Annotated in this window: 24 protein-coding genes and 1 pseudogene; 6 read left to right on the forward strand and 19 right to left on the reverse strand. The window is 62.1% G+C overall.

Features of this window, described 5'->3' with window-relative positions:
* Positions 1-947 (reverse strand): MaoC/PaaZ C-terminal domain-containing protein (locus ACLP2E_RS05275; protein ID WP_442465348.1); only part of this gene is annotated, 947 nt, incomplete at its 3' end.
* Between the two features lie 441 nt (positions 948-1,388).
* On the opposite strand from ACLP2E_RS05275, the gene ACLP2E_RS05280 reads away from it, so the two are divergent.
* A complete protein-coding gene (locus ACLP2E_RS05280) occupies positions 1,389-2,267 on the forward strand; it encodes an S-methyl-5'-thioadenosine phosphorylase (RefSeq protein ID WP_442463983.1) in 879 nt (292 codons plus the stop codon).
* A gap of 45 nt (positions 2,268-2,312) precedes the next feature.
* Here ACLP2E_RS05280 and ACLP2E_RS05285 read toward each other — a convergent pair whose 3' ends face one another.
* The gene (locus ACLP2E_RS05285) at positions 2,313-2,513 is read right to left on the reverse strand and encodes a hypothetical protein (RefSeq protein WP_442465349.1); all 201 of its coding nucleotides are present in this window, start codon (positions 2,511-2,513) and stop codon (positions 2,313-2,315) included.
* A 40-nt stretch (positions 2,514-2,553) separates the two neighbouring features.
* Between ACLP2E_RS05285 and ACLP2E_RS05290 the strand changes: the two genes are divergently transcribed.
* Positions 2,554-2,808 carry a hypothetical protein gene (locus ACLP2E_RS05290; protein WP_442463981.1) on the forward strand — a complete coding sequence of 85 codons (255 nt, stop codon included), beginning with the start codon at positions 2,554-2,556 and terminating at the stop codon, positions 2,806-2,808.
* Here the strand turns inward: ACLP2E_RS05290 and ACLP2E_RS05295 are convergent.
* A complete protein-coding gene (locus ACLP2E_RS05295) occupies positions 2,805-3,215 on the reverse strand; it encodes a rhodanese-like domain-containing protein (RefSeq protein ID WP_442463980.1) in 411 nt (136 codons plus the stop codon). The two genes, ACLP2E_RS05290 and ACLP2E_RS05295, sit on opposite strands and share 4 nt — an antisense overlap.
* The gene (locus ACLP2E_RS05300) at positions 3,212-3,538 is read right to left on the reverse strand and encodes an ArsR/SmtB family transcription factor (RefSeq protein ID WP_442463979.1); all 327 of its coding nucleotides are present in this window, start codon (positions 3,536-3,538) and stop codon (positions 3,212-3,214) included. Before ACLP2E_RS05300 ends, ACLP2E_RS05295 begins: the two co-directional genes overlap by 4 nt.
* A 62-nt stretch (positions 3,539-3,600) precedes the next feature.
* On the opposite strand from ACLP2E_RS05300, the gene ACLP2E_RS05305 reads away from it, so the two are divergent.
* Both ACLP2E_RS05305 and ACLP2E_RS05310 read left to right on the forward strand, forming a co-directional pair.
* Entirely contained in the window at positions 3,601-4,617 is a 1,017-nt protein-coding gene (locus ACLP2E_RS05305) for an efflux RND transporter periplasmic adaptor subunit (RefSeq protein ID WP_442463978.1), read from the forward strand.
* The gene (locus tag ACLP2E_RS05310) at positions 4,614-7,838 is read left to right on the forward strand and encodes an efflux RND transporter permease subunit (protein ID WP_442465350.1); all 3,225 of its coding nucleotides are present in this window, start codon (positions 4,614-4,616) and stop codon (positions 7,836-7,838) included. The genes ACLP2E_RS05305 and ACLP2E_RS05310 overlap by 4 nt, the downstream gene beginning before the upstream one ends.
* 12 nt (positions 7,839-7,850) lie before the next feature.
* Here ACLP2E_RS05310 and rpe read toward each other — a convergent pair whose 3' ends face one another.
* From rpe to ACLP2E_RS05340, 6 genes and pseudogenes are all read right to left on the reverse strand, one after another.
* The gene (gene rpe, locus ACLP2E_RS05315; protein WP_442465351.1) at positions 7,851-8,558 is read right to left on the reverse strand and encodes a ribulose-phosphate 3-epimerase; all 708 of its coding nucleotides are present in this window, start codon (positions 8,556-8,558) and stop codon (positions 7,851-7,853) included.
* A gap of 153 nt (positions 8,559-8,711) precedes the next feature.
* Complete coding sequence (locus tag ACLP2E_RS05320) at positions 8,712-10,097, reverse strand: ribulose-bisphosphate carboxylase (protein WP_442464127.1); 1,386 nt, start codon at positions 10,095-10,097, stop codon at positions 8,712-8,714.
* 117 nt (positions 10,098-10,214) lie between these two features.
* Entirely contained in the window at positions 10,215-11,294 is a 1,080-nt protein-coding gene (gene fba / locus ACLP2E_RS05325; RefSeq protein ID WP_442464126.1) for a class II fructose-bisphosphate aldolase, read from the reverse strand.
* An 18-nt stretch (positions 11,295-11,312) separates the two neighbouring features.
* Positions 11,313-13,327 (reverse strand): annotated as a pseudogene (gene tkt / locus ACLP2E_RS05330) (transketolase).
* A 39-nt stretch (positions 13,328-13,366) separates the two neighbouring features.
* Positions 13,367-14,242 (reverse strand): phosphoribulokinase, encoded by an 876-nt coding sequence (locus ACLP2E_RS05335; protein WP_442464124.1) that lies wholly within the window; start codon positions 14,240-14,242, stop codon positions 13,367-13,369.
* A gap of 7 nt (positions 14,243-14,249) precedes the next feature.
* The gene (locus tag ACLP2E_RS05340) at positions 14,250-15,317 is read right to left on the reverse strand and encodes a class 1 fructose-bisphosphatase (RefSeq protein WP_442464123.1); all 1,068 of its coding nucleotides are present in this window, start codon (positions 15,315-15,317) and stop codon (positions 14,250-14,252) included.
* A gap of 120 nt (positions 15,318-15,437) precedes the next feature.
* Here ACLP2E_RS05340 and ACLP2E_RS05345 point away from each other — a divergent pair, with 120 nt between their 5' ends.
* Positions 15,438-15,680, forward strand: a complete 243-nt coding sequence (locus tag ACLP2E_RS05345) for a LysR substrate-binding domain-containing protein (protein WP_442465355.1) — start codon at positions 15,438-15,440, stop codon at positions 15,678-15,680.
* Between the two features lie 308 nt (positions 15,681-15,988).
* Here ACLP2E_RS05345 and ACLP2E_RS05350 read toward each other — a convergent pair whose 3' ends face one another.
* The 3 genes from ACLP2E_RS05350 to ACLP2E_RS05360 form a co-directional block, all read right to left on the reverse strand.
* Positions 15,989-16,426 carry a hypothetical protein gene (locus ACLP2E_RS05350; protein ID WP_442463323.1) on the reverse strand — a complete coding sequence of 146 codons (438 nt, stop codon included), beginning with the start codon at positions 16,424-16,426 and terminating at the stop codon, positions 15,989-15,991.
* Positions 16,427-16,671: 245 nt separating this feature from the next.
* Positions 16,672-18,114: a cytochrome c oxidase accessory protein CcoG gene (gene ccoG, locus ACLP2E_RS05355; protein WP_442465352.1), complete on the reverse strand. Its 1,443-nt coding sequence runs from the start codon at positions 18,112-18,114 to the stop codon at positions 16,672-16,674.
* A gap of 53 nt (positions 18,115-18,167) precedes the next feature.
* A complete protein-coding gene (locus ACLP2E_RS05360; protein WP_442463262.1) occupies positions 18,168-18,368 on the reverse strand; it encodes a hypothetical protein in 201 nt (66 codons plus the stop codon).
* A gap of 179 nt (positions 18,369-18,547) precedes the next feature.
* On the opposite strand from ACLP2E_RS05360, the gene trxA reads away from it, so the two are divergent.
* Positions 18,548-19,000 (forward strand): thioredoxin, encoded by a 453-nt coding sequence (trxA, locus tag ACLP2E_RS05365; protein ID WP_442465353.1) that lies wholly within the window; start codon positions 18,548-18,550, stop codon positions 18,998-19,000.
* A gap of 21 nt (positions 19,001-19,021) precedes the next feature.
* On the opposite strand, the gene ACLP2E_RS05370 is transcribed toward trxA, so the two are convergent.
* From ACLP2E_RS05370 to ACLP2E_RS05395, 6 genes are all read right to left on the reverse strand, one after another.
* Positions 19,022-19,366 (reverse strand): rhodanese-like domain-containing protein, encoded by a 345-nt coding sequence (locus tag ACLP2E_RS05370; RefSeq protein ID WP_442463264.1) that lies wholly within the window; start codon positions 19,364-19,366, stop codon positions 19,022-19,024.
* Between the two features lie 36 nt (positions 19,367-19,402).
* Positions 19,403-19,876: an RrF2 family transcriptional regulator gene (locus ACLP2E_RS05375; RefSeq protein WP_442463265.1), complete on the reverse strand. Its 474-nt coding sequence runs from the start codon at positions 19,874-19,876 to the stop codon at positions 19,403-19,405.
* A 73-nt stretch (positions 19,877-19,949) separates the two neighbouring features.
* On the reverse strand, positions 19,950-20,288 hold the full coding sequence (locus ACLP2E_RS05380; protein WP_442463266.1) for a TusE/DsrC/DsvC family sulfur relay protein: 339 nt from the start codon (positions 20,286-20,288) through the stop codon (positions 19,950-19,952).
* 85 nt (positions 20,289-20,373) lie between these two features.
* Positions 20,374-21,501 carry an Mrp/NBP35 family ATP-binding protein gene (locus tag ACLP2E_RS05385; RefSeq protein ID WP_442463267.1) on the reverse strand — a complete coding sequence of 376 codons (1,128 nt, stop codon included), beginning with the start codon at positions 21,499-21,501 and terminating at the stop codon, positions 20,374-20,376.
* 16 nt (positions 21,502-21,517) lie between these two features.
* Positions 21,518-22,948, reverse strand: coding sequence for a siroheme synthase CysG (cysG, locus tag ACLP2E_RS05390; RefSeq protein WP_442465354.1), 1,431 nt, complete (start codon positions 22,946-22,948; stop codon positions 21,518-21,520).
* Between the two features lie 40 nt (positions 22,949-22,988).
* The coding region (locus ACLP2E_RS05395; RefSeq protein WP_442463269.1) for an aminotransferase class I/II-fold pyridoxal phosphate-dependent enzyme at positions 22,989-23,263 on the reverse strand (275 nt) is incomplete at its 5' end.

Raw genomic sequence — 23,263 nt, forward strand, 5'->3', positions numbered from 1 at the left:
ATCACGGTCTGGCCGCGCTGGTTGACGCCGCCATTGCGGCTGGTGATCAGGCCGCGACCGGGTTTGGAGGTCGGCCGCTTGGCCACTACCTGGGTGGAAAAACGGATGCGGTCGCCGACCAGCACGGGCTGCCGCCACAAAAGACCGGAAAACCCGGGCGAGGCGCGGCTGGCGACCTCGGCGCCCTCGATCTTGCGGCGAAATTCGACGAAATGATGCATCCAGCACGAGGCTGTCTGCAAGCCCGCCGCTGACATGGCGCCGAGCAGATGCGCGCTGCCCGCCTCCTCATCGAGATGGAACGGCGCCGGGTCGTATTTTTCCGCATAGCTGCGGATGAACTCGGGCGTGAACAAGGTCTCGCCCAGTTCGGCATAGGCGCCAACGCGCGTGCGCGCGTAATGGACCGGCATGGCAGCCGGCGGATCGTCGATGCGCTCCGGAAGCGCAGGCGACGGCGGCTTTTTCGACACCGCGGAGATAGGGGCGCCGGGCGCCAGTTTTTCGCGGCGCCCGAACAGGGTGGCGCTCTGTTGCCGCAGGACTTCGACGCCGTCCTGATTGCACAGCGATGTGCCAAATTTGACGATTCCCGCATCCGGGCGCGAGCGAAGCTCGATCTTTTCCAGAGTTTGCGTTACGGCGGAAAGCCGGTCGCCAGGGCGCACCGGCGCGAGCCAGCGGTTCTCTTCGATGCCTATTCCCGCCAGGCAGGTGGATTTCATCAGCCAGTGATCGACGTTCATCCGCATCAGCGCCGAGCAGGTTTGCCAACCCGAAGCCGTCAAACCGCCCAAAATGCTTCTTTTCCCCGCCTCATCCTCGAGGTGGAAAGGCTGCGGATCGTATTGGGAAGCGAAAGCGACCATTTCCGGCGCACTGAAAATATAGTCGCCATAGGCGCGGGTTTCGCCCGGCATAAAATCTTCGAACGCCACGACATCCATTTTCCCCTCGCCTCCGGTTCAAAGCTGGAATCTGCCGTCTTCCCCGCGGCGCGGCAAGCGGACCTCATCCGGGCAAGCTATGCTAAAATGCATACCAGCCCCGCGCAACGACAGATTGTCGCTGACAGTGCACTGCAGCATAAAGATGTCACTCCACAAAGCGAGCGGGTGTCCTCCCCATTCCGTGACGCGTGGAAAAACTGAGCCCGCTTTGCGGTTCGACCGGACGCTTCGGCGTCCGGTTTTTTTTGCTCGCAAACAACTTGCCCGGCCGCGCAGCTTGCGCCAATTTGCCGTCCGAGACTTTTCCGATCGACTGCACCGGATCAGAAAAACCTCGGGGTTTTTTGTTGTTACACGGATTGGCTAAGGCGGCCCCTCGGTTCTTTACGCGAACCGGAATCCACTTCGCTTGAAAACGCTAAAGAGGAATCTTCTCTCATGACCAAAGCGCTGCTCGGCATTATCGGCGGTTCCGGCGTCTATGACCTGCCCGGTCTTGAGGACGTCAAGGAACAGGCGGTGGCGACGCCCTGGGGCGAGCCTTCCGATATATTGCGTTTTGGCCGCATCAACGGCACGGAAGCGGTGTTCCTGCCCCGGCACGGGCGCGGCCATCGGCTCTCCCCCTCCGGCATCAATTATCGCGCCAATATCGACGCGCTGAAACGCGCCGGCGTCACCGACATCATTTCCGTCTCGGCCTGCGGTTCATTCCGCGAGGAGCTGCCGCCTGGCCTGTTCGTCGCAGTGGACCAGTTCATCGACCGCACATTCGGGAGGGAAACCTCGTTTTTCGGCAATGGCTGCGTCGCCCATGTCTCGATGGCCCATCCGGTCGCGCCCTTGCTGCAGCAGCGCATCGTCGCCGCCGCCCACGCCGAGGGAATCGATATCGTCAAGGGCGGAACCTATGTCTGCATGGAGGGGCCGCAATTTTCCTCCCGCGCCGAATCGCTTGGCTACAAGGCCGCCGGATGCCACGTCATCGGCATGACCGGCCTGCCCGAAGCCAAGCTCGCGCGCGAGGCGGAAATGTCCTACGCGACGCTGGCGATGGTCACCGATTACGATTGCTGGCGCGACGACATGGCGGCGGTCGAGGTGCACGACATTTTGTCGGTGGTGCGCTCCAACGCGGAAAAAGCCTCGCTTCTGCTGGCGCGGCTGATGGCGGATTTCCCAGCCGAACACCAGCCCTGTCCTATCGGCTCCGACCGCGCGCTGGATTACGCCCTGGTGACGGCGCGCGACGCCTGGGATCCGGAACTGTTGAAAAAGCTCGAGGCGATTCTGGCGCGGAAATTAGCGGCTCGGTAGCCGACCGAAACACCGCGGACATTTACCTGCCGCCGTCGTTGCCGCTCAACGAGGAATCACGAGCTTCTCATGCGGCAAACCGCCGTCGTCGATGTCGAAGTCCGGATCCATTACCGTCTTGCCCTGCGCGCCGACGAAGGCCGGTTGCGCCTTGATCCACAGGCTCGGCTTCTGCTCCCTGGCGTATTGCAGCAGCCGGGCTTCCAGGTCGCGGGTGACCCGTTTGTCATAGGATTCGGTCGTCACCTCGCCCGTCGCGACATTGCGATGCTGGACGGTCTTTTCCTTGGGCGAGACCGAGATCGCCTCGCAATTTATGCGCGCGTCGATCGCGAAGAATGTTTTTCTCGACCGCGTTCATCAGGGTTTCTTTGTTGAAACTCTTGCAATCGGCGCCGACATTCTTGTCATTGCCCTCCGCTTATCTTGTAGCCAGACGGCTGCTAAATCCACCGATAAGAGACGATCGGAAATGTCTTCGAAACGCTCTGCCGCCAGCCTAGCAGGAGAGGCGCCGCAAGCGGGCATCCAGGCGGGCTAGGCCTGCTGATTGGCGGTTGTCAGGGGGCCGTTGGCGGCCTTCCACGCGGCCACGCCGCCAAGGAGATTGAACACGTTGGAATAGCCCATATCGATCAGGGTCTTGGCCGCCAGGGTCGAGCGTCCTCCCGTGGCGCAAAAAAGAATGATTTTCGTGGCCCGCGCGAGCTCCGGCTTGTGCATGGGGCATTCAGGATCGGCGAGGAATTCGAGAAAGCCGCGTGGCGCATGGAACGAGCCGGGGACCATGCCTGCAGCGTATTCATGCGCCTCGCGCACATCGACGAACAGCACATTCGCGTCGCCGAGCAAATCCAGCGCCGCATGAACGGAAATCGCTTCGATAACGGCGTTGGCCTCGGCCAACATGTCCTTGAATCCTTTTTTCAGGGGCCGGGTCAGCGTCATAATTTTTTCCTCCTCCGGGCGGGGGCAGCGGTAGGGCAAAACGTTTCCGCCAAAAAGCCGATCAGCTTGCCGACATGGGCGTCAGCGAGCGAATAGAAGATGGTCTGGCTCTCGCGCCGAGTCTTTACGATGCGATCCTTGCGCAGCAAGGCGAGGTGGCGGGAAATCGTCGACATCGGGGCCCCCGCGGCTTCGGCAAGCATGGTCACCGAACATTCCTGCGCCGTCAGGGCACAGAGGATGCGCAGACGCACCGGATTGGCGAGCGATTTGATGAATTCGCTCGCTTCCTCGGCCGCCAGGTTGAAACGCTTGACATCCATATCTCATAATTTGCATATATCCGAATATATGTAAATCATCGACCTCTCATTCGAGCCGAGCCATGCGCAATTCGACCCGTTTTTCCCGCCTTGGCCGTGTCCTTCGCCAAGCGGCGCTGCTTGCGGCCTTGGCCTCGTCGGCGGCGGGGGCCGGGGAATTCATCGTCGCCCGGCAGAGCGTTCCCGACATCAAGGCGATGTTCGGCCAGGTCGAGAGCCGTGATGTCGCGCCCGCCCGCACGCGCATCGGCGGCACCATCGTCAGCCGTTCGGTCGACGAGGGGGCACAGGTCAAGGCCGGCGACGTCATTGCGGTGGTGGCCGACCAGAAACTGGCGCTGCAGGCGCAGGCGCTCGACGGCCAGCTCAGTGCGCTGTCCTCGCAGCTCGACAACGCCAATGTCGCCTTCCAGCGCGCGGCCGATCTCCTTCCGCGCGGCTTCACCACCAAGGCGGCCTATGATCAGGCCAAGACCAATGTCGATGTTCTCGCCCATCAGGTGGAATCGATGCGCTCGCAGCGCGCGCTGGTTTCGCAGCAGATGTCCGAAGGCGCGGTTCTGTCGCCCAAGGACGGCCAGGTCCTGACCATGTCGGCCATTCCCGGCGCGGTGGTGCTGCCCGGCGAAAGCATAGCCCGCATCGCCGCCGGAACGCTTTATTTGCGGCTCAGCCTTCCGGAGCGCCACGCCGCCTTGCTGCAATTGGGAGCGCCGGTGGCGCTCGCGCCGCGCGGCCTCGACCTTGGCGGCGCGTCCGGCGACGCCCAGCACAAGGGCCGCATCGTCAAGATCTATCCGGAAATCGACAATGGCCGCGTCATCGCCGACGCCGAAATGGATAGTCTCGGCGATTATTTCATTGGCGAACGGGTGCAGATTTTCGCGCCCGTCGGCCGGCGCGACGTCCTCTTGGTTCCACGCGCCGCAGTGACGACGCGCGCCGGCGTCGATTACGTGCGCGTCGTGCGGCCGGAAGGCGATCTCGACGTGGCCGTGGTTTTCGCCGATTCCGCGGAGCGTGACAAGGTTGAGGTCCTGAGCGGCCTTCGGGACGGCGACAAGGTGCTGGTCCCATGAATGACGAAAAAGTCAAAAGCCTCGGCGTCGCCGGGTTCCTCACGCGCGCCTTCATCAATTCACCGCTGACCCCGCTTCTGCTCATCGCCGCGCTGGCGCTGGGCCTGATCGCGCTCGTGACCCTGCCGCGCGAGGAAGAGCCGCAGATCGCTGTGCCCATGGTCGACATTATCGCGTCGGCCAACGGGTTGAAGGCCGAAGACGCGGTCAAGCTCGTCACCGAGCCGCTTGAAGCCATCGTCAAGGGCATCAACGACGTCGAGCATGTCTATTCCAAAACCTACGACGACCAGACCGTGGTCACCGTACGTTTCCTTGTCGGCACGTCCACCGATGCGGCGATCCTGCGCGTCCATGACAAGGTCCGCGCCAATCTCGACAAAATTCCCGCCGGCATTCCCGAGCCGCTGATCGTCGGCCGCGGCATCGACGACGTGGCCATCGTTGTCCTGACACTGACGCCCAAGCCAGAGGCCGCCTCGCGCTGGAGCGCCGACAAGCTGACCGCCGTGGCGCATGAATTGCGCACGGAACTCGCCAAATTGCAGGATGTCGGCCTGACCTATCTGGTCGGCGACCAGCCTGACGAAATCCGCATCGAGCCAGACCCGGAAGCCATGGCGCGCTATGGAGTGACACTGCAGCAACTCGCCGCCAAGGTGCAGGGCGCCAACACCGCCTTTCAGGCGGGGCTGATCCGCGACGGCGGCCTGCAAATCCAGTCGATCGCCGGCCGCACCCTGCAGACCCTGCCGGAAATCGACAATCTGCTTTTGACCACGCGCGACAATCGCCCGGTCTATCTGCGCGATGTCGCCAAAGTCGTCCTGGTTGAAGAGCCCAATGAATCCCGCGTCGCGCATCTGGCCAAGGGGACGGACGGCGCCCTGGCCGCAGCGCCGGCGGTGTCGGTTGCGATCGCCAAGCGCGCCGGCGCCAATGCCGTGGTCATTTCCGAACATATCGTCGCGCAACTGGCGACGTTGAAGAATGGCATCGTTCCCGCCGACATCGACGTGCAGGTGACGCGCAATTACGGTGAGACGGCCAATGAAAAGGCCAACGAACTATTGTTCCACCTCGGACTGGCGACGGTCTCGATCGTGCTGCTGGTCGCTTTCGCCATCGGCTGGCGCGAGGCGATCGTCGTCGCCATCGTCATTCCCGCCACCATCCTGCTCACCTTGTTCGCGGCGAGGATCATGGGCTATACGCTCAACCGCGTCAGCCTGTTCGCGCTGATCTTCTCCATCGGCATATTGGTCGACGACGCCATCGTGGTGATCGAGAATATCGCCCGCCATTGGGCGATGCGTGACGGACGCACGCGCGTAAAAGCGGCGATCGACGGCGTGGCCGAGGTAGGCAATCCGACCATTGTCGCCACCTTGACCGTGGTGGCGGCGCTGTTGCCGATGTTGTTCGTGTCGGGGTTGATGGGTCCCTACATGAGCCCGATTCCGTCCGTCGCCTCGGCCGCGATGGTGTTCTCCTTTTTCGTCGCGGTGATCCTGACGCCTTGGCTGATGGTGAAAATCGCCGGCAAGGCGCCCTTGCATCACGCGGACGGCCGAGAAGGCGGCAAGCTCGGTGGCCTTTATCGCATCGCCGCGGCGCCGGTTTTGCGGACCAGACGCTCGGCCTGGCGCTTCCTGATCGCGGTGGGAATCGCCACTCTGGCCTCCCTCAGCCTGTTCGCCTTCAAGCTGGTGACGGTCAAACTGCTGCCCTTCGACAACAAGGCGGAACTGGCGATCGTCGCCGATCTGCCGCGAGGCTCTTCGGTCGAGACCACTGACCGCGTGTTGCGCGACGCGGTGGAGCGGATCAAGGACATTCCCGAAATCGTCAGCTTCCAGACCTATGCCGGCACGGCGGCGCCGTTCAATTTCAACGGTCTGGTGCGTCACTATTACATGCGCAACGCTCCGGAAATGGGCGACGTGCAAATCAATCTCGCCAACAAGAACGACCGCAGCCGAACCAGCCACGAAATCGCGCTGGAAATCCGCAAGCGCCTCGAAGGGATCGACGCGCCGGCGCGCGCTTCGCTCAAAGTGGTCGAGCCGCCGCCAGGCCCGCCGGTTCTCTCAACCTTGCTGGCGGAAATCTACGGACCCGACGCGGCGACCCGCCGCGCCGTCGCGGCGCGCGTGCGCAAGGCTTTCGAAAGCGCGCCCTTCATCGTCGACATCGACGATTCCTATGGCGTGCAGGCGCCGCGCAAGCGCATCGAGATCGACCAGGATTCGCTCGATTTCTTCGGCGTGCAGCAAAGCGACGTGTTCGACACCTTGCGACGGCTCTATGGCCAGGACGTGGTCGGCTATTCGCATCGCGGCGGCGGGCGCCAGCCCCTGCCGATCCGCCTCGCTTTGGCGAAAAACCAGCGCCTGCTCAACGAGCCGATCCTGACCACGCCGGTCCCCGCCAACAGCCTGCCGGGCAATCGCACCATTGTCGAGCTCGGCGATGTCGTCCATGTCTCGGACGAGCTTTCCTCCTTCCCGATCTTCCGCCACAACGGACGCGCGGCGGAAATGGTGCAGGCGGAACTCGCGGGCGCCTTCGAGGCCCCGCTCTATGGCCAGATGGCGGTGGACGCGGCTCTGGAGAAGATGGAATGGACCGCGGACGCGCCCAAACCGCAGGTCCTGCTGCACGGCCAACCGCTCGACGAGTCGAAAGTCTCGCTCTTGTGGGACGGCGAATGGGAAGTGACCTGGGTGACGTTCCGCGACATGGGCGCGGCTTTTGGAGCGGCGCTGGTCGGGATCTACATTCTGGTCGTGGCGCAGTTCAAATCGTTCAAGCTGCCTCTGGTGATCCTGACGCCGATCCCGCTGACCTTCATCGGCATCATGTTTGGCCATTGGCTGTTTCATGCCGCCTTCACCGCGACGTCGATGATCGGCTTTATCGCGCTGGCCGGCATCATCGTGCGCAATTCGATCCTGCTGGTCGATTTCGTGCGCCATTCGGACCGCGCCAAGGGTTTGCGCGAAGTGCTGATCGAAGCCGGGTCGATCCGCTTCAAGCCGATCCTGCTCACGGCCTTGGCGGCGATGATCGGCGCGGCGGTGATCCTGTCCGATCCGATCTTTCAGGGTCTGGCGATTTCGCTGCTGTTCGGCCTCGCCTCGTCGACCGCGCTGACCGTTCTGGTCATTCCCGCGATCTATGTCGTGCTGCGCGGCGGCCCGGATTTCGACGACAGCTGACGTCGAAAGCAATCACGCGGCGAATTTCTGCCGCGCCGCTTCCGCCGCAGCGCGGATGGCGGCGATGTTGCGGCCATAGACTTCCGGCGTTTCGACCGAACCGCCCTTGAACACGGCCGAACCGGCGACCAGGACGTCGGCGCCAACGGCGGCGACCAGCGGCGCAGTTTCCGGGGTGATCCCGCCGTCGATTTCGATATGAATCGGTCGGTCGCCGATCATGGCGCGCAACTGCCCCACCTTCTCGATCTGGCTGTCGATGAAGCTTTGGCCGCCAAAGCCTGGATTGACCGTCATGACCAGCACGAGATCGATGCGGTTGAGCACGAATTCGAGCGCGCTCGCCGGGGTCGAGGGATTGAGCGAGACGCCGGCCTTGGCGCCGAACGAGCGCACCAGTTGCAGCGAGCGGTCGAGATGCGCGCCAGCCTCGGCGTGGACTGTGACGATGTCGGCGCCGGACTTCACGAAAGCCTCGATATAAGGATCGGCGGGCGCGATCATCAGGTGAACGTCCATCACGCCCCTGATGTGCTTGCGGATCGCGGCGCAGGTGGCGGGGCCGAAGGTGATGTTGGGCACGAAATGGCCGTCCATCACGTCGACATGGACCCAATCCGCGCCCTGCGCCTCGATGGCGCGGCATTCGGCGCCGAAATTGGCGAAATCGGCGGAAAGGATCGAGGGCGCGATCTTGATGGAGCGGTCGAAGGGTTTCATCGGGCTGGTCCTTTGATGACTGTTGGCGCCGTTGTCTCCGTCCGTCATTGCGAGCGGAGCGAAGCAATCCAGACTCGGTTCGTGGCTTCTGGATTGCTTCGTCGCTTTGCTCCTCGCAATGACGGCTAAAGGGCGGCGGCCGTTCTCTTGCCTTTACGCAGCGGCCTGGCCGAGCTTGCCGCGCCAACCCGGGAAGAGCTGGTCGGCGTCATGGGGAAAACTCTCGAAGGCGCGGGCAAATTCGCGGTGGTCCCTGGCGAATTCCACCGGATCGGCGTCGGCCTTCCAGCATTGTTCGGCCTGACGCAGCGACAGGGCGCCCGCCGCGCCGCCGTCGATATGGCCGAAGGCGCCGCCGCCAGCGGTCATGATCAGGTTGGAATGGCCGAGGTTGGTGAAGAAGCCCGGCATGCGCAGGGCGTTCATGCCGCCCGAAATGATCGGGGTGGTAGGGTTCATGCCCAGCCATTCCTGATGATAGAACGGGCCGCTGGCGCTATCGTCGGTGATCATATAGGCCATGGCCTTGTCGGCGGCTTCGCCTTCCATCTTGCCGAACCCCATCGTGCCGGTGTGGATGCCCGAAGCGCCCTGCAGCCGCGCCATTTTCGACAGGACGAAGGCGCTATAGCCGCGCTTCGACTGCGGCGAGGTTACGGCGCCGTGGCCAGCGCGATGATAGTGCAGATATTGCTTGGGGAAACGGCGGCGCGCGGTGGTGACCGCCGCCGGGCCCGCGACATAGCCGTCGACCAGGAAGGCGACATGGTCGGCGTTGGGCCCGAAGGTTTCGAGGATATATTCGCCGCGCGCCACCATTTCGTAATGGTCGTCGGCGGTGATGTTGAACGAGAACAGCTTGGCTTGGCCGGTCTTGTCCTGGGCTCGGGCCATGGCGTCATTGACCAGGCGGACCGTTTCCTTGAACGGCGCGAAAGTCTGGTTGCCCTGTGGCTCGTCGTTCTTGATGAAGTCGCCGCCCATCCAGAAATCGTAGCAAGCGTCGGCGAAGGGTTTCGGGCGCAGGCCGAGCTTCGGCTTGATGATGGTGCCGACGATGAAGCCGCCGTCCACCACAGGGCGGCCGAGCACGCGCCACAGATCCTTGATTGTGGTCGATGGACCGTCGAACAGCTTCAGATAGGCCGGCGGCACGTAAAAATCGTGCATCTTGCCATATTCAATGTCGCCCATGCCCTGGTTGTTGCCGATGGTCAGCGTCAGGAAGGAGGCGATCATCGCGCGGCCATCGATGATGTTGCGGTCGAACAAGGCGACCGGATAGGCGATCTTCGTGATCTCCCGGGTTTCATCGATTTCATAGACAAGGGCGTCGACTCCTCGCGTGAAATCGTCGGTGGTGGAGACTTCGACATTGGTGCCGGTCGAGGATTCGGCCGCAAAATGCGCGGCCGCCTGGAGATAGGTTCCAAACCCCGGCTTGGGCTTCATGATATAGGCGCAGAGGACATGCTTGCCGCCCGCGATCAGGTCGGCTTCCTTGAGCTTGAGATTGGCGTAACGATCTGACTGGTCCATTTTCGTCTTCCTTTTTGACGCCATCCTCATGGAACGGCGGTTTGCGAAGTGGAGACAAGCGTCCCCGTGGCGTCTCGAGGACGCATTGCTCTCACGAGGTCGGCAATAATCGGCGGCTCAAGCCGCCGACTGAACCTCGATCGCCGGATCGAGCGCGCCGCTGGCGTAAGCCCGAGCCATCTCGCTCATCGGCTTGACCTTGATGAGCGCCGCCTGACCGGCGCAGCCGAAGGCCTCGAACCGTTCGCGGCAGACCTTGCCCATCGCGTCCATCGCCGGCTTCAGGAACTTGCGCGGATCGAATTCCGACTTGTGCTTGTTGGCGACGCGGCGGAATTCCGCGACGGCCGCGAGCCGCAGGTCGGTGTCGATGTTGATTTTCCGCACGCCATGCCGGATGCCGCGCACGATCTCCTCGACCGGCACGCCATAGGTCTCGCGCATTTCGCCGCCGTTTTCGTTGAACAGGTTGCGGTATTCTTCTGGCACCGAGGAAGAGCCGTGCATGACGATATGGGTGTTCGGCAACCTGGCGTGGATCTTCTCGATCACGTCCATCGCCAGTACGTCGCTGGTCGGCTTGCGGGTGAATTTGTAGGCGCCGTGCGAAGTGCCGATGGCGACCGCCAGGGCGTCCACTTTGGTCGCCATGACGAAGCGCTGCGCCTCGTCGGGGTCTGTCAGCAGGCTGGAGCGGTCGAGCCTGCCCTCGAAACCATGGCCGTCTTCGGCCTCGCCGTGGCCGGTTTCCAGCGAACCGAGGCAGCCCAGCTCGCCTTCGACCGAGGCGCCGACCATATGGGCGAGCCGCGTCACTTCGGAGGTGATGGCGGCGTTATAGCCGTAATCCGCCGGGGTCTTGCCGTCTTCCTTGAGCGAGCCGTCCATCATCACCGAGGTGAAGCCGTTCTGGATCGCGGACAGGCAGGTCGCGACGCGCTCGCCATGGTCCTGATGGATACAGAGCGGAATTTCCGGATACATCAGTTCCAGGGCCTCCATCATTTTGGCGAACATGATGTCGCCGGCATAGGCGCGGGCGCCGCGGCTGGCCTGGATGATGACCGGCGCGTTGACGGCGCGCGCGGCCTCCATGATGGCGAGCGCCTGCTCCATATTGTTGACGTTGAAGGCAGGAACGCCGTAGCTGCGTTCGGCGGCATGGTCGAGCAATTGTCGAAGCGTGATCCGGGCCATTGGCGTCTCCTCACTTGATCAGTTTTTTGCGATCATTTTTTTGGCTTGGGCGACGACGGCGTCGGTCGTGACGCCAAAATGCTTGTAAAGGTCGCCCGCCGGAGCGGAGGCGCCGAAGCCATGCATGCCGACGAAGGCGCCGTTGTCGCCGATCCAGCGATCCCAGCCGAAGCGCAAGGCGGCCTCGACAGCCACGCGGGGCGCCGAACCCAGCACAGAGCGGCGATAATCGTCGTTCTGGCGCTCGAACAATTCCCAGCAGGGCATCGACACCACGGCGGCCTTGACGCCTTCCCGCGCCAGCATTTCGGCGGCGGCGACGGTGAGTTCGACTTCCGAGCCGGTGGCGAGCAGGGTCACGTCCCGTTCGCCTTCCGCCTCGCGCAAGACATAGGCGCCCTTGGCCGAGAGATTTTCGTCGCCGGCATTTACCCGCAAGGCGGGAAGCGCTTGGCGGCTCAAGGCGAGGACCGAGGGCGCCGAGGTTGCAGCCAGCGCCGCCTGCCAGCATTCCGTCGTCTCGATCGCGTCGGCGGGACGGAACACCAGCAAGTTCGGCATCACCACAACGCCGCCAGATGTTCGACCGGCTGATGGGTCGGACCGTCCTCGCCGAGCCCGATGGAATCGTGGGTCAGCACATAAATGACCCGCTGGCCCATCAAGGCGGAAAGCCGGATGGCGCCGCGCGCATAGTCGGAGAACACCAGGAAAGTGCCGCCGTAGGGAATGAAGCCGCCGTGCAGGGCGATGCCGTTCATCGCCGCGCCCATGATATGTTCGCGGACGCCGTAATGGATGTAGCGGCCGCCATAGGCGCCGGGCCGCACGGGCTCCATCCCCTTGGTGATGGTCAGATTGGAATGGGTGAGGTCCGCCGAGCCGCCGACAGTCACGTCGCAAGCGCCGTTGATCGCGGTCAGGGCGATTTCAGAAGCTTTTCGGGTGGCGATCTTCGGCTTTTCGACGAATTGCTTCGCCTTCAGCTCGGTCAGGGCCGCGTCGATTTCCTTCGACGCGTCGCCGAAGACCTGGTCCTTGAATGACGGGCCTTTGGACGAGGCGGCGAGCCGGGTTTTCCACTGGGCATGGGCTTGCGCGCCCCGCGCGGAAACCTTGCGCCATTCGCTGAGGATCGGCTGCGGCACGACGAAGGGCGGGTAAGGCCAGCCGAGTTTTTCACGGGCGCCGGCAATCTCTTCCGGTCCGAGCGCCTCGCCATGGGCCTTGGAAGTGCCGGCGCGGGTCGGGGCGCCGAAACCGATGGTGGTGCGGCAGGCGATCAGCCAGGGCTTGTCGCCGTGCGTCCGCGCCCGGGCGATGGCTTCGGAAATATCGCCTTCATTATGGCCGTCGACGCGCGCCACGTTCCAGCCCGCCGCCTCGAACCGGCGCAACTGGTCGGTCGAGGTCGAGAGATCGGTCGAGCCGTCGATGGAAATATGGTTGTCGTCCCACAGCACGACCAGCTTGCCGAGTTTCAGATGCCCGGCCATGTCGATGGCTTCGTGCGAAATGCCTTCCATCAGGCAGCCGTCGCCGGCGATGACATAGGTGTAGTGATCGACCAGATCGTCGCCATGGCGCGCATTCATCATCCGCTCGGCGAGCGCCATGCCCACGGCGGTGGCGATTCCCTGCCCGAGCGGGCCGGTGGTGGTCTCGATGCCGAGCGCGTGGCCATATTCCGGATGGCCGGCGGTTTTCGCGCCCAGCTGGCGGAACTGCTGCAATTGCTCGATCGGCATGTCCTCATAGCCGAGCAGATAATGCAGGGCGTATTGCAGCATCGAGCCGTGACCGGCGGACAGCACGAAACGGTCGCGGTCGGGCCAGGCCGGATCGGCCGGATCGATGTTCATATATTCGGCGAAAAGCACGGTCGCGACATCGGCCATGCCCATCGGCATTCCGGGATGGCCTGATTTGGCCTTTTCCACCGAATCCATCGCCAAAGCGCGAATGGCGTTGGCCATGTCGCGGAAGGGGACGGCCTGGTTAGCGGCGCGTTGGGCAAGCAGGGCTTCACTCATTTCAGGAGTCCTTTTTCGTTATTGCTCAATTCCCGCGGCTCACTTCGACCGGCGGCCGCGTTCGACCAGCCGCAGGATCATCGGCGTAAGGATGAGTTGCATGGCGATATCGAGCTTGTCGCCGGGGATGACGATGGAATTGGCGCGGGTCATCCAGCTGTTGTGAATCATCGACACCAGATAGGGAAAGTCGATGCCTTTGGGATCGCGGAAGCGAATGACCACCAGGGATTCGCCGGCGGTAGGGATCCAGCGCGCGATGAAGGGATTGGACGTGTCCACCACCGGCACGCGCTGGAAATTGATGTCGGTCTGGGTGAATTGCGGACAGATGACGTGCACATAGGCGTGCATCCTGCGCAAAATCACATCGGTAACCGCCTCGGTCGTGTAGCCGCGCGAAGAACGGTCGCGGTGGATTTTCTGAATCCATTCGAGGTTGATGACGGGGACGACGCCGATCTTGAGATCGGGATAACCGGCGATATTGATGCCGTCGGCTTTCACCGCACCGTGCAGGCCCTCGTAAAACAACAGGTCGGAACCCTCGCCGATCTCGCGCCAGTCGGTGAAATAGCCAGGCGGCGTTCCATGAACTTCGGCCTCGTATTCGTCATGAACATAGGTGCGCGACCTGCATTTCCCGGTCTCGCTATAGCTGCGCATGGAGCTTTCCAGTTCCGAGAGTAGATTGGCGTCCGTCGAGAAATGACTGAAAGTCTGGTCGCCAGCCTCGCGACGTCGCGCCGTTTCGGCCTTCATGTCGGCGCGGTTGTACCGATGGAAGGCGTCGCCCTCGATCGACGGCGCGACGAATCCTTCACGACGAAAGATCTGGTCGAAAGTGAATTTGACCGTGCTCGTGCCCGCGCCCGAGGAGCCGATGACGGAAATGATGGGATGTTTGACTGACATGGCGGCCTCAGGCGTGAAACAGGCCGCGTTCGCCAAACAGTGGCGAACGGGCGCGTTCAAAAGTGGAATCGGTAAAATAGGAGGTGATGCGCGCGACCTTCTCGGATGAGCCGAAGATCAGAGCCGTGCGCTGGTGCAGGGCCGAAGCCGTGCGATCGAGGATGCGCCCATAGCCGTCGGTGGCGGCGCCGCCGGCCTGCTCCACGAGCAAGGCGATCGGATTGGCTTCATAGAGCAGGCGCAGCCGGCCATGTTCATAACCAGGGCGCTGGTCGCCGGGATAAAGAAACACCCCGCCGCGCATGAATATGCGATGGGTTTCAGCGACCAGCGAAGCCACCCAGCGCATGTTGAAATCCTTGCCGCGGGGGCCGCCCGCGCCAGCGACGCAATCGTCCATGAACGTACGGATCGGCGGGGTCCAATGACGGTAATTGGAGGCGTTGATGGCGTATTCGCGTGTCGAGGGCTGGATCCTGAGACCTTCCGCGATCAGTCGGAATTCGTTGCTTTCTGGATCGAGGACGAAATGCGCGACGCCTTCGCCCAAAGTGAACAGCAGCGCCGTATGCGGTCCGTAAATAATATAGCCTGCGGCGAGCTGTTCCGAGCCGGGACGAAAAAACGAAGCCGTCGCGCCGGCGGGCGAGGCTGGAAATACTGAAAAAATCGTGCCGATCGAAATATTGGCGTCGATATTCGAAGATCCGTCGAGCGGATCGACCGCCACCGCCAGTTCGCCGCCGGCGTGGAGAGTCAAAATCGACTCTTCCTCTTCCGATGCGTAATAGGCGGTCGAACTTCGCCGCAAGGCGGAAACCATCGCGCCGTCGGCCAGCATGTCGAGCCGGCGCTGCTTGTCGCCGTCGACGTTGGCCTGCCCGATCTCCACGCCCATCGCTCCCATCAGAGGGCCGCGCAGGATGATGTGGGCGATTGCCGCGCCCGCTTCGGCCACGGCGGTTACAACGCCAGCGAGAGATTCACGGCCCGGATGCGCCGCGCGCCAGATTTCGAGATATGACGCAAGGCTCTTTCCTCCAGCGTGAATCGCCGGCGCATCTGTGCTGGTCATTTTTCATTCCTCCCGGCCGGCTCTTCTGGCTGCCTGAGGGATAGAGTGACGCGCTTTGCATGAAAAACATATTTAAAAATTCGCAAGTGTCGTTTCGAATATCTAAAGCCGCCCGCCCATATCCATGCCGAAAGCGCCACGCTCGGCGATCATCCGTACGTGCTGATCGCGCCGCCCGACCACCGGTTGGCGGGCGATAACGACATTCTCGCCGAGAATTTGCTCGCCGAGCGTTTTCTGGCGCGCGAACAGGGTTCGGGCACGCGCACGCTGATGGAGCGCTTTCTCGAACGCATTGTCGGCGGACGTTCCTTCAACGTCATCGAAATGGGCGCCAATGAAACGATCAAGCAATCGTCATAGCTGGACTGGGCGTCGCCATCATCTCTGCTCACACCTGCCTGACAGAACTGGCCGACGGCCATCTGATCGCCTTGCAGGTCGCCGGCCTGCCGCTGGTGAGCGAGGAGTTTCATTTGGCGAAGCGTTTCGGAGATAGGTGGCGTAGCTATTCGACGCAAACACCCCGCTGGTTATTTTAGGACAGCTCCAGGAACCTGTTTACGTCGAAGCGCTCTTATGTGTGACGCGGCAGAAACGCCGCAGCTGGCAATTATTGCTTCGATTTCGTCGTGGATAAGGATCTTGTTGGGCCACTGACGGGGTAAGTATCAGTTGCGGGTCCAGTTTTCGGAATCGCACATAGACTGACCGACAGCGCAACCTTTGATCGACAGACCCGAGGCGCTGACGGTTACCGTGCCGTTGAACGTCATCACGCTCGGCATCGACGGATGTTTCATATTGGCGCCCTGCCAAGTGTCGGCGCCGGTTTTTTCCATGCCATGACACATTTCGAATCCGGCCTGTTTTCCGGAGGTGATCTTGCAATAAAGCTTGCCGCCGCTTACGGAGACTTTCGCCTCGTCGCCATTCGGCCTCCTGAAATTTCCCGAGGCTTCGACGGCCCACGCAGCATCCGTAATGACGGCCAAACCTAATCCGAACGCGATCGCGACCATCGCTGATTGGCTAAATCTCATTGTTTCTCTCCCTGTCCGGCGCTTTTTTGATCGGGTTTTTCTCCTGCGGACGCCGGCAGAAAGCATATTCACATTCGTATTTGAAAATATCAATACCGAAGTCGAAGGGGACTCGTTTTTTGACCCACGGCCACAGGAACGGGCTCCTATTTATTGCTGCCGGCGCGTTTCAGCATGAAACTTCATTTCAGCCCGAGTTTCTTGAAGACGATCGCGGTTAGCAGGAACCACGGAGAAACGAAATAAACCAGCGCCACGGAGATAAGCACCATCGTCCCCGCGAGCGAAAAAAGCGACCGGGAGTCGCGGAATCACCTCGGGAAGAAATGATCCTTGGCGCGCGCGAAAACACCAGTCTCTTCATCTTCGGCGACAACGACAATATCCCTGGCCTCGAGCGGCGCGACATCGGCAGGCGCGGTGATCAGCAGTCGCAATTCGAGGGTCTGATCCGGCTCGACGGTTATTTCCGGCCGGTCGGCGGCGGGTTCGCCGGCGATCTGCAATCGCGCGCCCTCGAGTCCTTCGACATGCAGGCGGAACCGCCGCGCGTCGCCGTATTTGTTCAGCAGGCGCACGGTATAGCCGTTGCGCGTCGAGCCGTCGGACATTTGCACCGCCAGCGGATTGCGGTCGTGCAGCACATTGACGCCGGTAAATTTCTTGTTGACCAGGGCATAAGTCATGATCCCGCCGACCAGGACGATCAGAGCGACATAAAGCACGGTGCGGGGGCGAACCAGCTTGTAGACATCCGGCAGGCCTTGCTTGCGGCGGACGGCGTTGAGGTCGTTGTCATAGGCTATGAGGCCGGTCGGGCGACCGATCTCGCGCATGACATGGTCGCAGGCGTCGATGCACAGGCCGCATTGAATGCAGCCGAGTTGCGAGCCTTGGCGAATATCGACGCCGGTCGGGCAGACCGCGATGCATTGGCGGCAATCGATGCAATCGCCGGCGGGCTTGCCCTGCAGGCGCAGCGCCACCGCCTTTTTCGCCGAGACTCGCGGTTCGCCGCGATCGCCGCGATAGGTGACGTTGAGCGCCCATTCGTCGGTCAGCGCGGCCTGGATGCGCGGCCAGGGGCACATATAGACGCAAACCTGCTCGCGCATGTGACCTGCGAGCGAATAGGTGGTCAAAGTGAGAATGCCGATCCAGATATAGGCGGTCGGACCCGCTTGAAACGTCACCAGTTCGCGAACGAGAGTCGGCGCGTCATAAAAATAAAGCACCCATGCGCCGCCAGTCCACCAAGCGACCAGGAGCCACAGCGAATGCTTGGCCGCCAGTTCCCAGACACGTTTCAGCGTCAATTTTTCCTTGTCCTTGCGCATGCGCTCGCGCCGGTCGCCCTCGACCCAGCGCTCGATGGCGAAAAGCAGATCGGTCCACACCGTTTGCGGACACATGTAGCCGCACCACACCCGCCCGGCGACAGCGTTGAGGAGAAACAGCGTAAAAGCGGCGAGGATCAGTAAACCGGTGAAGTAGTAGACTTCCTGCGGCCAAAGTTCGATAAAAAAGAAATAAAATCGGCGGTGAGGAATGTCGACCAGAACCGCCTGATCGGGAGCGCCGACGCCGCGGCTCCAGCGCACGAAGGGCAGCAAGTAATAGAGCCCTAGGGCGACCGCCATGAAGGCCCATTTGATGCGACGAAACCGACCGCTGACGGCCTGCGGATAAACCTTCTTATCCATGGCGTATAGCGCGCCCGCATTTATCGCCTGGGGCTTTTCATGGGCATTCATTGCGGGGACCTTCGAACTCGATTTCAAATAGAAAAATACATATTATCCGTATGTTAGTGGCGCGCGCTGCCGCGCAGCGTCCGGGCGATGACGACCGAAAGCGGCAGAGCGGCGACAAAGCCTGCCAGAGCCGCCCAGGGGATGTATTTCATCGATTCCGCCGCCAGCGCCGGTGTGGCGACGACGATGGTCAGCCCGATGCCCGCCAGCGTCGAGCCAAGGACGATCCAGATCAATGCGGCTATCGTGGCCATGATTTTGCTCCCTGCAATTGTGGTGTACTGTGAATAAAACATATATATGAAATAGAACAATTGATCCAGATCAATCCGGCGCGAAAGGCGATGGTTTTTTAGAGGCCGTTTCGGCCTTGGCGGCCCTTGCGCTGGCGGCCGCTCGGGCCCAAATGACGGGCGAAACGGGGAAAGAGTCGATGGAGAAGGATGGGGAAGTCCGCGTCGTTTGTCCGCAATGCGGAGGAGTCAATCGAGCGCAAAAAGTCAAACTGGCCGAAGGCAAGCGTCCCGATTGCGGCGCTTGCGGAGCGCCATTGTTTTGCGGCGCCATCGAAGCGCCAGATGACGCCGCCTTCGCGCGTCACGTCGCGAGAACAAGCCTGCCGCTTCTGGTCGATTTCTGGGCGGAATGGTGCGGTCCGTGCAAGATGATGTCGCCTGCCTTCGCCGCTGCGGCGAAAAACCTGGACACCCGAGTCCGCTGTCTCAAGGTCGATACCGAGAAGTTGCAGGAAACGGCGCAACGTTTCGCGATCCGGAGCATTCCGACGCTGATCCTGATTAAAGACGGGCGCGAAATAGCACGTCAGGCTGGCGCCATCGACGCCAACGCGATCCAGCGTTGGGCGGCCAGCCAAGGCGCGGCCTGATTCGCCGCGCCTGGCTGATATTCAGCGGGCAATTGGCATGTCGTAGCGCCGCCATTCGGATATGCCGCCGCCCAGATGCGCGTTGGCCAATAGTCCTTGCGCCTTGGCAAGCTTCAAGGCGCTCTTGGAGCGCATCCCCGATTGGCAGTAAAAAATGACTTGCTTGTCCTTGGGGATTTTTGCGGCGGCCTGGACGAAACGCGACAACGGAACGTGAATGGCGCCGGGAATGCGCCCGCTCGCCCATTCATTGTCTTCGCGCGCATCGACGAGCACATAGGCGCCGTCCTTTTCGCGCAGCATGTCGCGCACTTCGCCAGGCGAAAGTGTCTTGAACTTGTCGCCCGAACCAAACCAACCGAACATCGCGATTTTCTCCTTTGGAAAGCCTTATCGAAAGTTTTACGAGCCGACGGCGCGCGCGCTCGGCTTGTGGTTTACCCAGTCCTTGTTGAGCGCGCCGAGCACCTCGCGGCGATTGGAGGAAATATCGGCCAGGGTCACGCCATCGAGCACGTCGAGAAAGGCGCGGCAGGCTTGTTTGAACAATTTTCCCAGCTTGCAGATCCCGATCAGCGGGCAGGTGTTGGTCACCGCGTCGAAACATTCGACCAGATCGAGTTCATCCTCGGTCTTGCGGATGATTTCACCGACCGTGATCTTGGCGGGATCCTTGGCCAGCCGGAAGCCGCCATTGCGCCCGCGCACATTTTCGAGATAGCCCCAGAGGCCGAGTTGGTGCACGCATTTCACCAGATGCGCCTTGGAAATGCCGAAGCTTTCCGCCACCTCATGAACGGTAACGAGCTCGCCCCGGCGCATGGTCGCCACCATCAAAATTCGCAGGGCGTAATTGGAATAGCTGGTCAGACGCATGGAAACCTTCCGCGCCGCCAATTTTGGGCGACGCGGAATGCTATATTCCAAATAGAGGTTATTGGCCAGTGTTTCAGTAACCGCCCTTGCGGCGGCTTTCGGCGACCCCGGCGATCCTGCCGCCCTGTTTCGACGGATCGAGCGGAAAAAGGTCGTAAAGCGTCTTTTGCTCGACCCTTTCGCCCCATTTATCCGACATGGCCTTGATGATGGTGCGCGTATTCGGCGTGCTCTGGTTGTTTTCGAAAAACTCCTCCCGCAAGTAGTCGATCACATCCCAGTGACGCGGGCCAAGGGTCACGCCATCGAGACTGGCGATATGCTCGGCCAGTTCCCGGCTCCAATCCTCGGGATTGACCAGATAACCGGTGGCGGTGCTTTCGATTTCCTTGCCCTCGAATTCATATGCCATTTGATTCTCCCGTCCGCTCTCCTTCTCCAAGGGCGACGGAGCCGTGCGACAGAAAGCGCGACTCCGTTGAAACCTTTGGACGCCATTAGCCGATGACGATTTTTGGTTTGCGACCAGCCTCCCTGGAGCCTTGCGCCAGCGCATCCCGGACGTGTTCAGCCAGCGCCAGATAGGGCTTGGCCTGGTTGGACTCCGGCGCGCTCGCCATCACCGGCAGGCCATGGTCCGAGCCTTCGCGGATCGCGATGTCGAGCGGCGCTTCGCCGAGGAAGGGAACCTTGAACTTGTCCGCTTCCGCGCGAGCCCCGCCATGAGCGAAGATATCGGACCGTCCGCCGCAATGCGGGCAGAGGAAATAGCTCATGTTTTCAAACAGGCCGAGAATCGGCACGCGAACCTGTTGAAACATGGCGATTCCCCGTCGCGCGTCGATCAACGCCAGGTCCTGCGGCGTCGACACGATGATCGCCCCGGCCAGAGAGGCGTTCTGCGCCATGGTCAGCTGCACGTCGCCGGTTCCTGGCGGCATGTCGACAACCAGAACGTCAAGCTGACCCCAGGCCACCTCGCGCAGTAATTGGGTGATTGCCGACATGACCATCGGCCCACGCCAGACGATGGCCGCGTCGTCCTCCACCAGGAAGCCGATCGACATCAACTTGACGCCGAATTTTTCCAGCGGAGCCAGCGAGCGGCCGTCGTCGGAAAGTTCGGGCTTCTCCTTGATCCCGAACAGGCGCGGCAGCGACGGCCCGAAAATATCGGCGTCGAGCAGACCGGTTCTCAGACCCAGACGCGCCAGGGCAATGGCGAGATTAGCCGCGGTGGTCGATTTCCCCACGCCGCCTTTGCCCGAAGCTACTGCGACAATTTTGGAGATATTTTCGAGACCGACGCCCCTCTCGGGCTCAGCGTTCGGCATCGGCCTTTGCGCGCCATGGCCTGAGCCATTGCCTCGCGCTTCCGGCCCACGCTCGGAAGTCAGCGCCACCATGGCGACGGCGACCCCGGGAATGGCTTTGATAGCCGCTTCGGCCGCCAGCCGCATTGGCTCGCTGGCCGCCGCGCGATCGGGATCGACGGCAATCGTCACGAAGACTTTGCCGTCGCGGATATTGACCCCGGAAACCGCTCCCGATTCCACCAGGGACTTCACCCTATCCGGTCCCTCGACGCCTTTCAGCGCCGCATAAATATCGTCGGTGTTGTACATGATCCCTCGTTTTGTTTCACTCTGCGGCGCGCGCCAGGTTGTCCACGCTCGGCTCGGGCGCGTACCAGTTCAGTTTTTCGCGCAGGGCGACCACAGCGCCTACGATGATGATGGTGGGACCACGCAGACCGGCGGCCCGGGCCCTCATGGCGATGTCGCCGACGCAGCCCGTGACGGTCTTCTGGCTCGCGCGGGTGCCATTCTCGATGATCGCCACGGCCAGGCCGGGGTCGGCTCCGCGCTCGACGAATTGCCGCATCAAGCCGTCGAGATGCGCCAGACCCATATAGATCGCCACCGTCTGGCGCGGGCGCAGCAAAGTCGTCCAGTCAAGGTCGATCGGCCCGTCCTTGCCATGGCCGGTGACGAACACGCAGGACTGGGCGTAATCGCGATGGGTGAGCGGTATGCCGGCATAGGCCGAACAGCCGGCCGCCGCCGTCACGCCAGGGCAGACCTGGAAGGGTATGCGATGTTCGGCGAGTTTTTCGATTTCCTCGCCACCGCGTCCGAAAATGAACGGGTCGCCGCCTTTGAGCCGCAAGACCCTTTTGCCCTCTTGCGCCAGCCGCACCAACAGGTCAGAAATACCCTCCTGCGCCATGGAATGGTCGTTGCGCCTCTTGCCGACATAAATGCGCTCGGCGTCGCGGCGCACCTTGTCGAGGATGGCCGGGTCGACCAGACGGTCGTAAAGAACGACGTCGGCCTTTTGCATCAGGCGGTAGGCGCGGAAAGTCAGGAGATCGGGATCGCCCGGCCCGGCGCCGACCAGATAGACCTCGCCCCGCGCCGCGCCGCCCGAAACGGACCCGTCCGCCGCTGTTTCGGCGATTTCGTGGGTCAGCGCCGCGCGCGCCGCGCTCTCGTCCCCCGCCAGCGCCAGTTCCGCCACCGGACCCTCGAGAATTCGCTCCCAAAAGCGCAGCCGCGCCGCGTTGGAGCCGAGTTTTTCGGCCAATGGCCGGCGCATGTCGGCGACCAGCGCCGCCAGCCGTCCGTAGGCCGCCGGGATCATCGCCTCCAGCCTGGCTTTGAGCATTCGCCCGAGCACCGGCGAGGCGCCGCCAGTCGAAATGGCGACGACCAGCGGACTGCGATCCAGCACGGAGGGAGTCAGAAAGTCGCAAAGCTCTGGCCGGTCCACGACATTGACCAAAGCCCCCGCCGCCCGCGCCCTTGCCAACAGCTCCGGATCGACCTCGCCGGCTTCCGACGCGAAATAGCAAAGCGCAAAGCCTTCAAAGCTCACAGCGTCAAGCCCGGTGGCGATATGCTCGAACCGTCCCGAAAGCGGTGTAAACTCCTCGCTCAGAGCAGCGGCGTAAACCGCAACCGCGCCGCCAGCCCGCAAGGCGCTCTCGGTTTTGCGCGCGGCGCCAACCCCGCCGCCAATGACAGCCACGCGCTTGCCTGCAAGACTCACAAAAATCGGCAATAAGTCCATCGATCGTCAAACCTTCCATGCGCGCGTGACGAGCATCTTTTTATTCCGCCGCGCGTTTCATCGCCGGATAGGTGCAATGCGCGTCATTGGCGAAGGGCGATTCCACGTCGCTCGACTGCACGAAGGGAATGCGCAGGGCCGACCAGACATCGACCAGCGACTCCACCAGATGGGCGATATGGGCGTCACCGTGATGCGGGGTCGGAGTGATGCGCAGGCGCTCGGCGCCGCGCGGCACGGTCGGGTAATTGATCGGCTGGATATAGATGCCGTGGCGATCCAGCAGCATGTCGGTCGCCGCCTTGCACAATTGCG

Origin of the sequence: Rhodoblastus sp. (assembly GCF_052145335.1) — a bacterium.
Taxonomy (GTDB): domain Bacteria; phylum Pseudomonadota; class Alphaproteobacteria; order Rhizobiales; family Beijerinckiaceae; genus Rhodoblastus.

What these genes read in the sequence shown, in the direction of transcription:
- ACLP2E_RS05280 (WP_442463983.1), top strand. Translation starts at nt 1,389, where the DNA reads ATGACCAAAGCGCTGCTCGGCATTATCGGCGGTTCCGGCGTCTATGAC.
- ACLP2E_RS05295 (WP_442463980.1), bottom strand. Translation starts at nt 3,215, where the DNA reads ATGACGCTGACCCGGCCCCTGAAAAAAGGATTCAAGGACATGTTGGCC.
- ACLP2E_RS05300 (WP_442463979.1), bottom strand. Translation starts at nt 3,538, where the DNA reads ATGGATGTCAAGCGTTTCAACCTGGCGGCCGAGGAAGCGAGCGAATTC.
- ACLP2E_RS05305 (WP_442463978.1), top strand. Translation starts at nt 3,601, where the DNA reads ATGCGCAATTCGACCCGTTTTTCCCGCCTTGGCCGTGTCCTTCGCCAA.
- ACLP2E_RS05310 (WP_442465350.1), top strand. Translation starts at nt 4,614, where the DNA reads ATGAATGACGAAAAAGTCAAAAGCCTCGGCGTCGCCGGGTTCCTCACG.
- rpe (WP_442465351.1), bottom strand. Translation starts at nt 8,558, where the DNA reads ATGAAACCCTTCGACCGCTCCATCAAGATCGCGCCCTCGATCCTTTCC.
- ACLP2E_RS05320 (WP_442464127.1), bottom strand. Translation starts at nt 10,097, where the DNA reads ATGGACCAGTCAGATCGTTACGCCAATCTCAAGCTCAAGGAAGCCGAC.
- fba (WP_442464126.1), bottom strand. Translation starts at nt 11,294, where the DNA reads ATGGCCCGGATCACGCTTCGACAATTGCTCGACCATGCCGCCGAACGC.
- ACLP2E_RS05335 (WP_442464124.1), bottom strand. Translation starts at nt 14,242, where the DNA reads ATGTCAGTCAAACATCCCATCATTTCCGTCATCGGCTCCTCGGGCGCG.
- ACLP2E_RS05340 (WP_442464123.1), bottom strand. Translation starts at nt 15,317, where the DNA reads ATGACCAGCACAGATGCGCCGGCGATTCACGCTGGAGGAAAGAGCCTT.
- ACLP2E_RS05350 (WP_442463323.1), bottom strand. Translation starts at nt 16,426, where the DNA reads ATGCTTTCTGCCGGCGTCCGCAGGAGAAAAACCCGATCAAAAAAGCGC.
- ccoG (WP_442465352.1), bottom strand. Translation starts at nt 18,114, where the DNA reads ATGAATGCCCATGAAAAGCCCCAGGCGATAAATGCGGGCGCGCTATAC.
- ACLP2E_RS05360 (WP_442463262.1), bottom strand. Translation starts at nt 18,368, where the DNA reads ATGGCCACGATAGCCGCATTGATCTGGATCGTCCTTGGCTCGACGCTG.
- trxA (WP_442465353.1), top strand. Translation starts at nt 18,548, where the DNA reads ATGGAGAAGGATGGGGAAGTCCGCGTCGTTTGTCCGCAATGCGGAGGA.
- ACLP2E_RS05370 (WP_442463264.1), bottom strand. Translation starts at nt 19,366, where the DNA reads ATGTTCGGTTGGTTTGGTTCGGGCGACAAGTTCAAGACACTTTCGCCT.
- ACLP2E_RS05375 (WP_442463265.1), bottom strand. Translation starts at nt 19,876, where the DNA reads ATGCGTCTGACCAGCTATTCCAATTACGCCCTGCGAATTTTGATGGTG.
- ACLP2E_RS05380 (WP_442463266.1), bottom strand. Translation starts at nt 20,288, where the DNA reads ATGGCATATGAATTCGAGGGCAAGGAAATCGAAAGCACCGCCACCGGT.
- ACLP2E_RS05385 (WP_442463267.1), bottom strand. Translation starts at nt 21,501, where the DNA reads ATGTACAACACCGACGATATTTATGCGGCGCTGAAAGGCGTCGAGGGA.
- cysG (WP_442465354.1), bottom strand. Translation starts at nt 22,948, where the DNA reads ATGGACTTATTGCCGATTTTTGTGAGTCTTGCAGGCAAGCGCGTGGCT.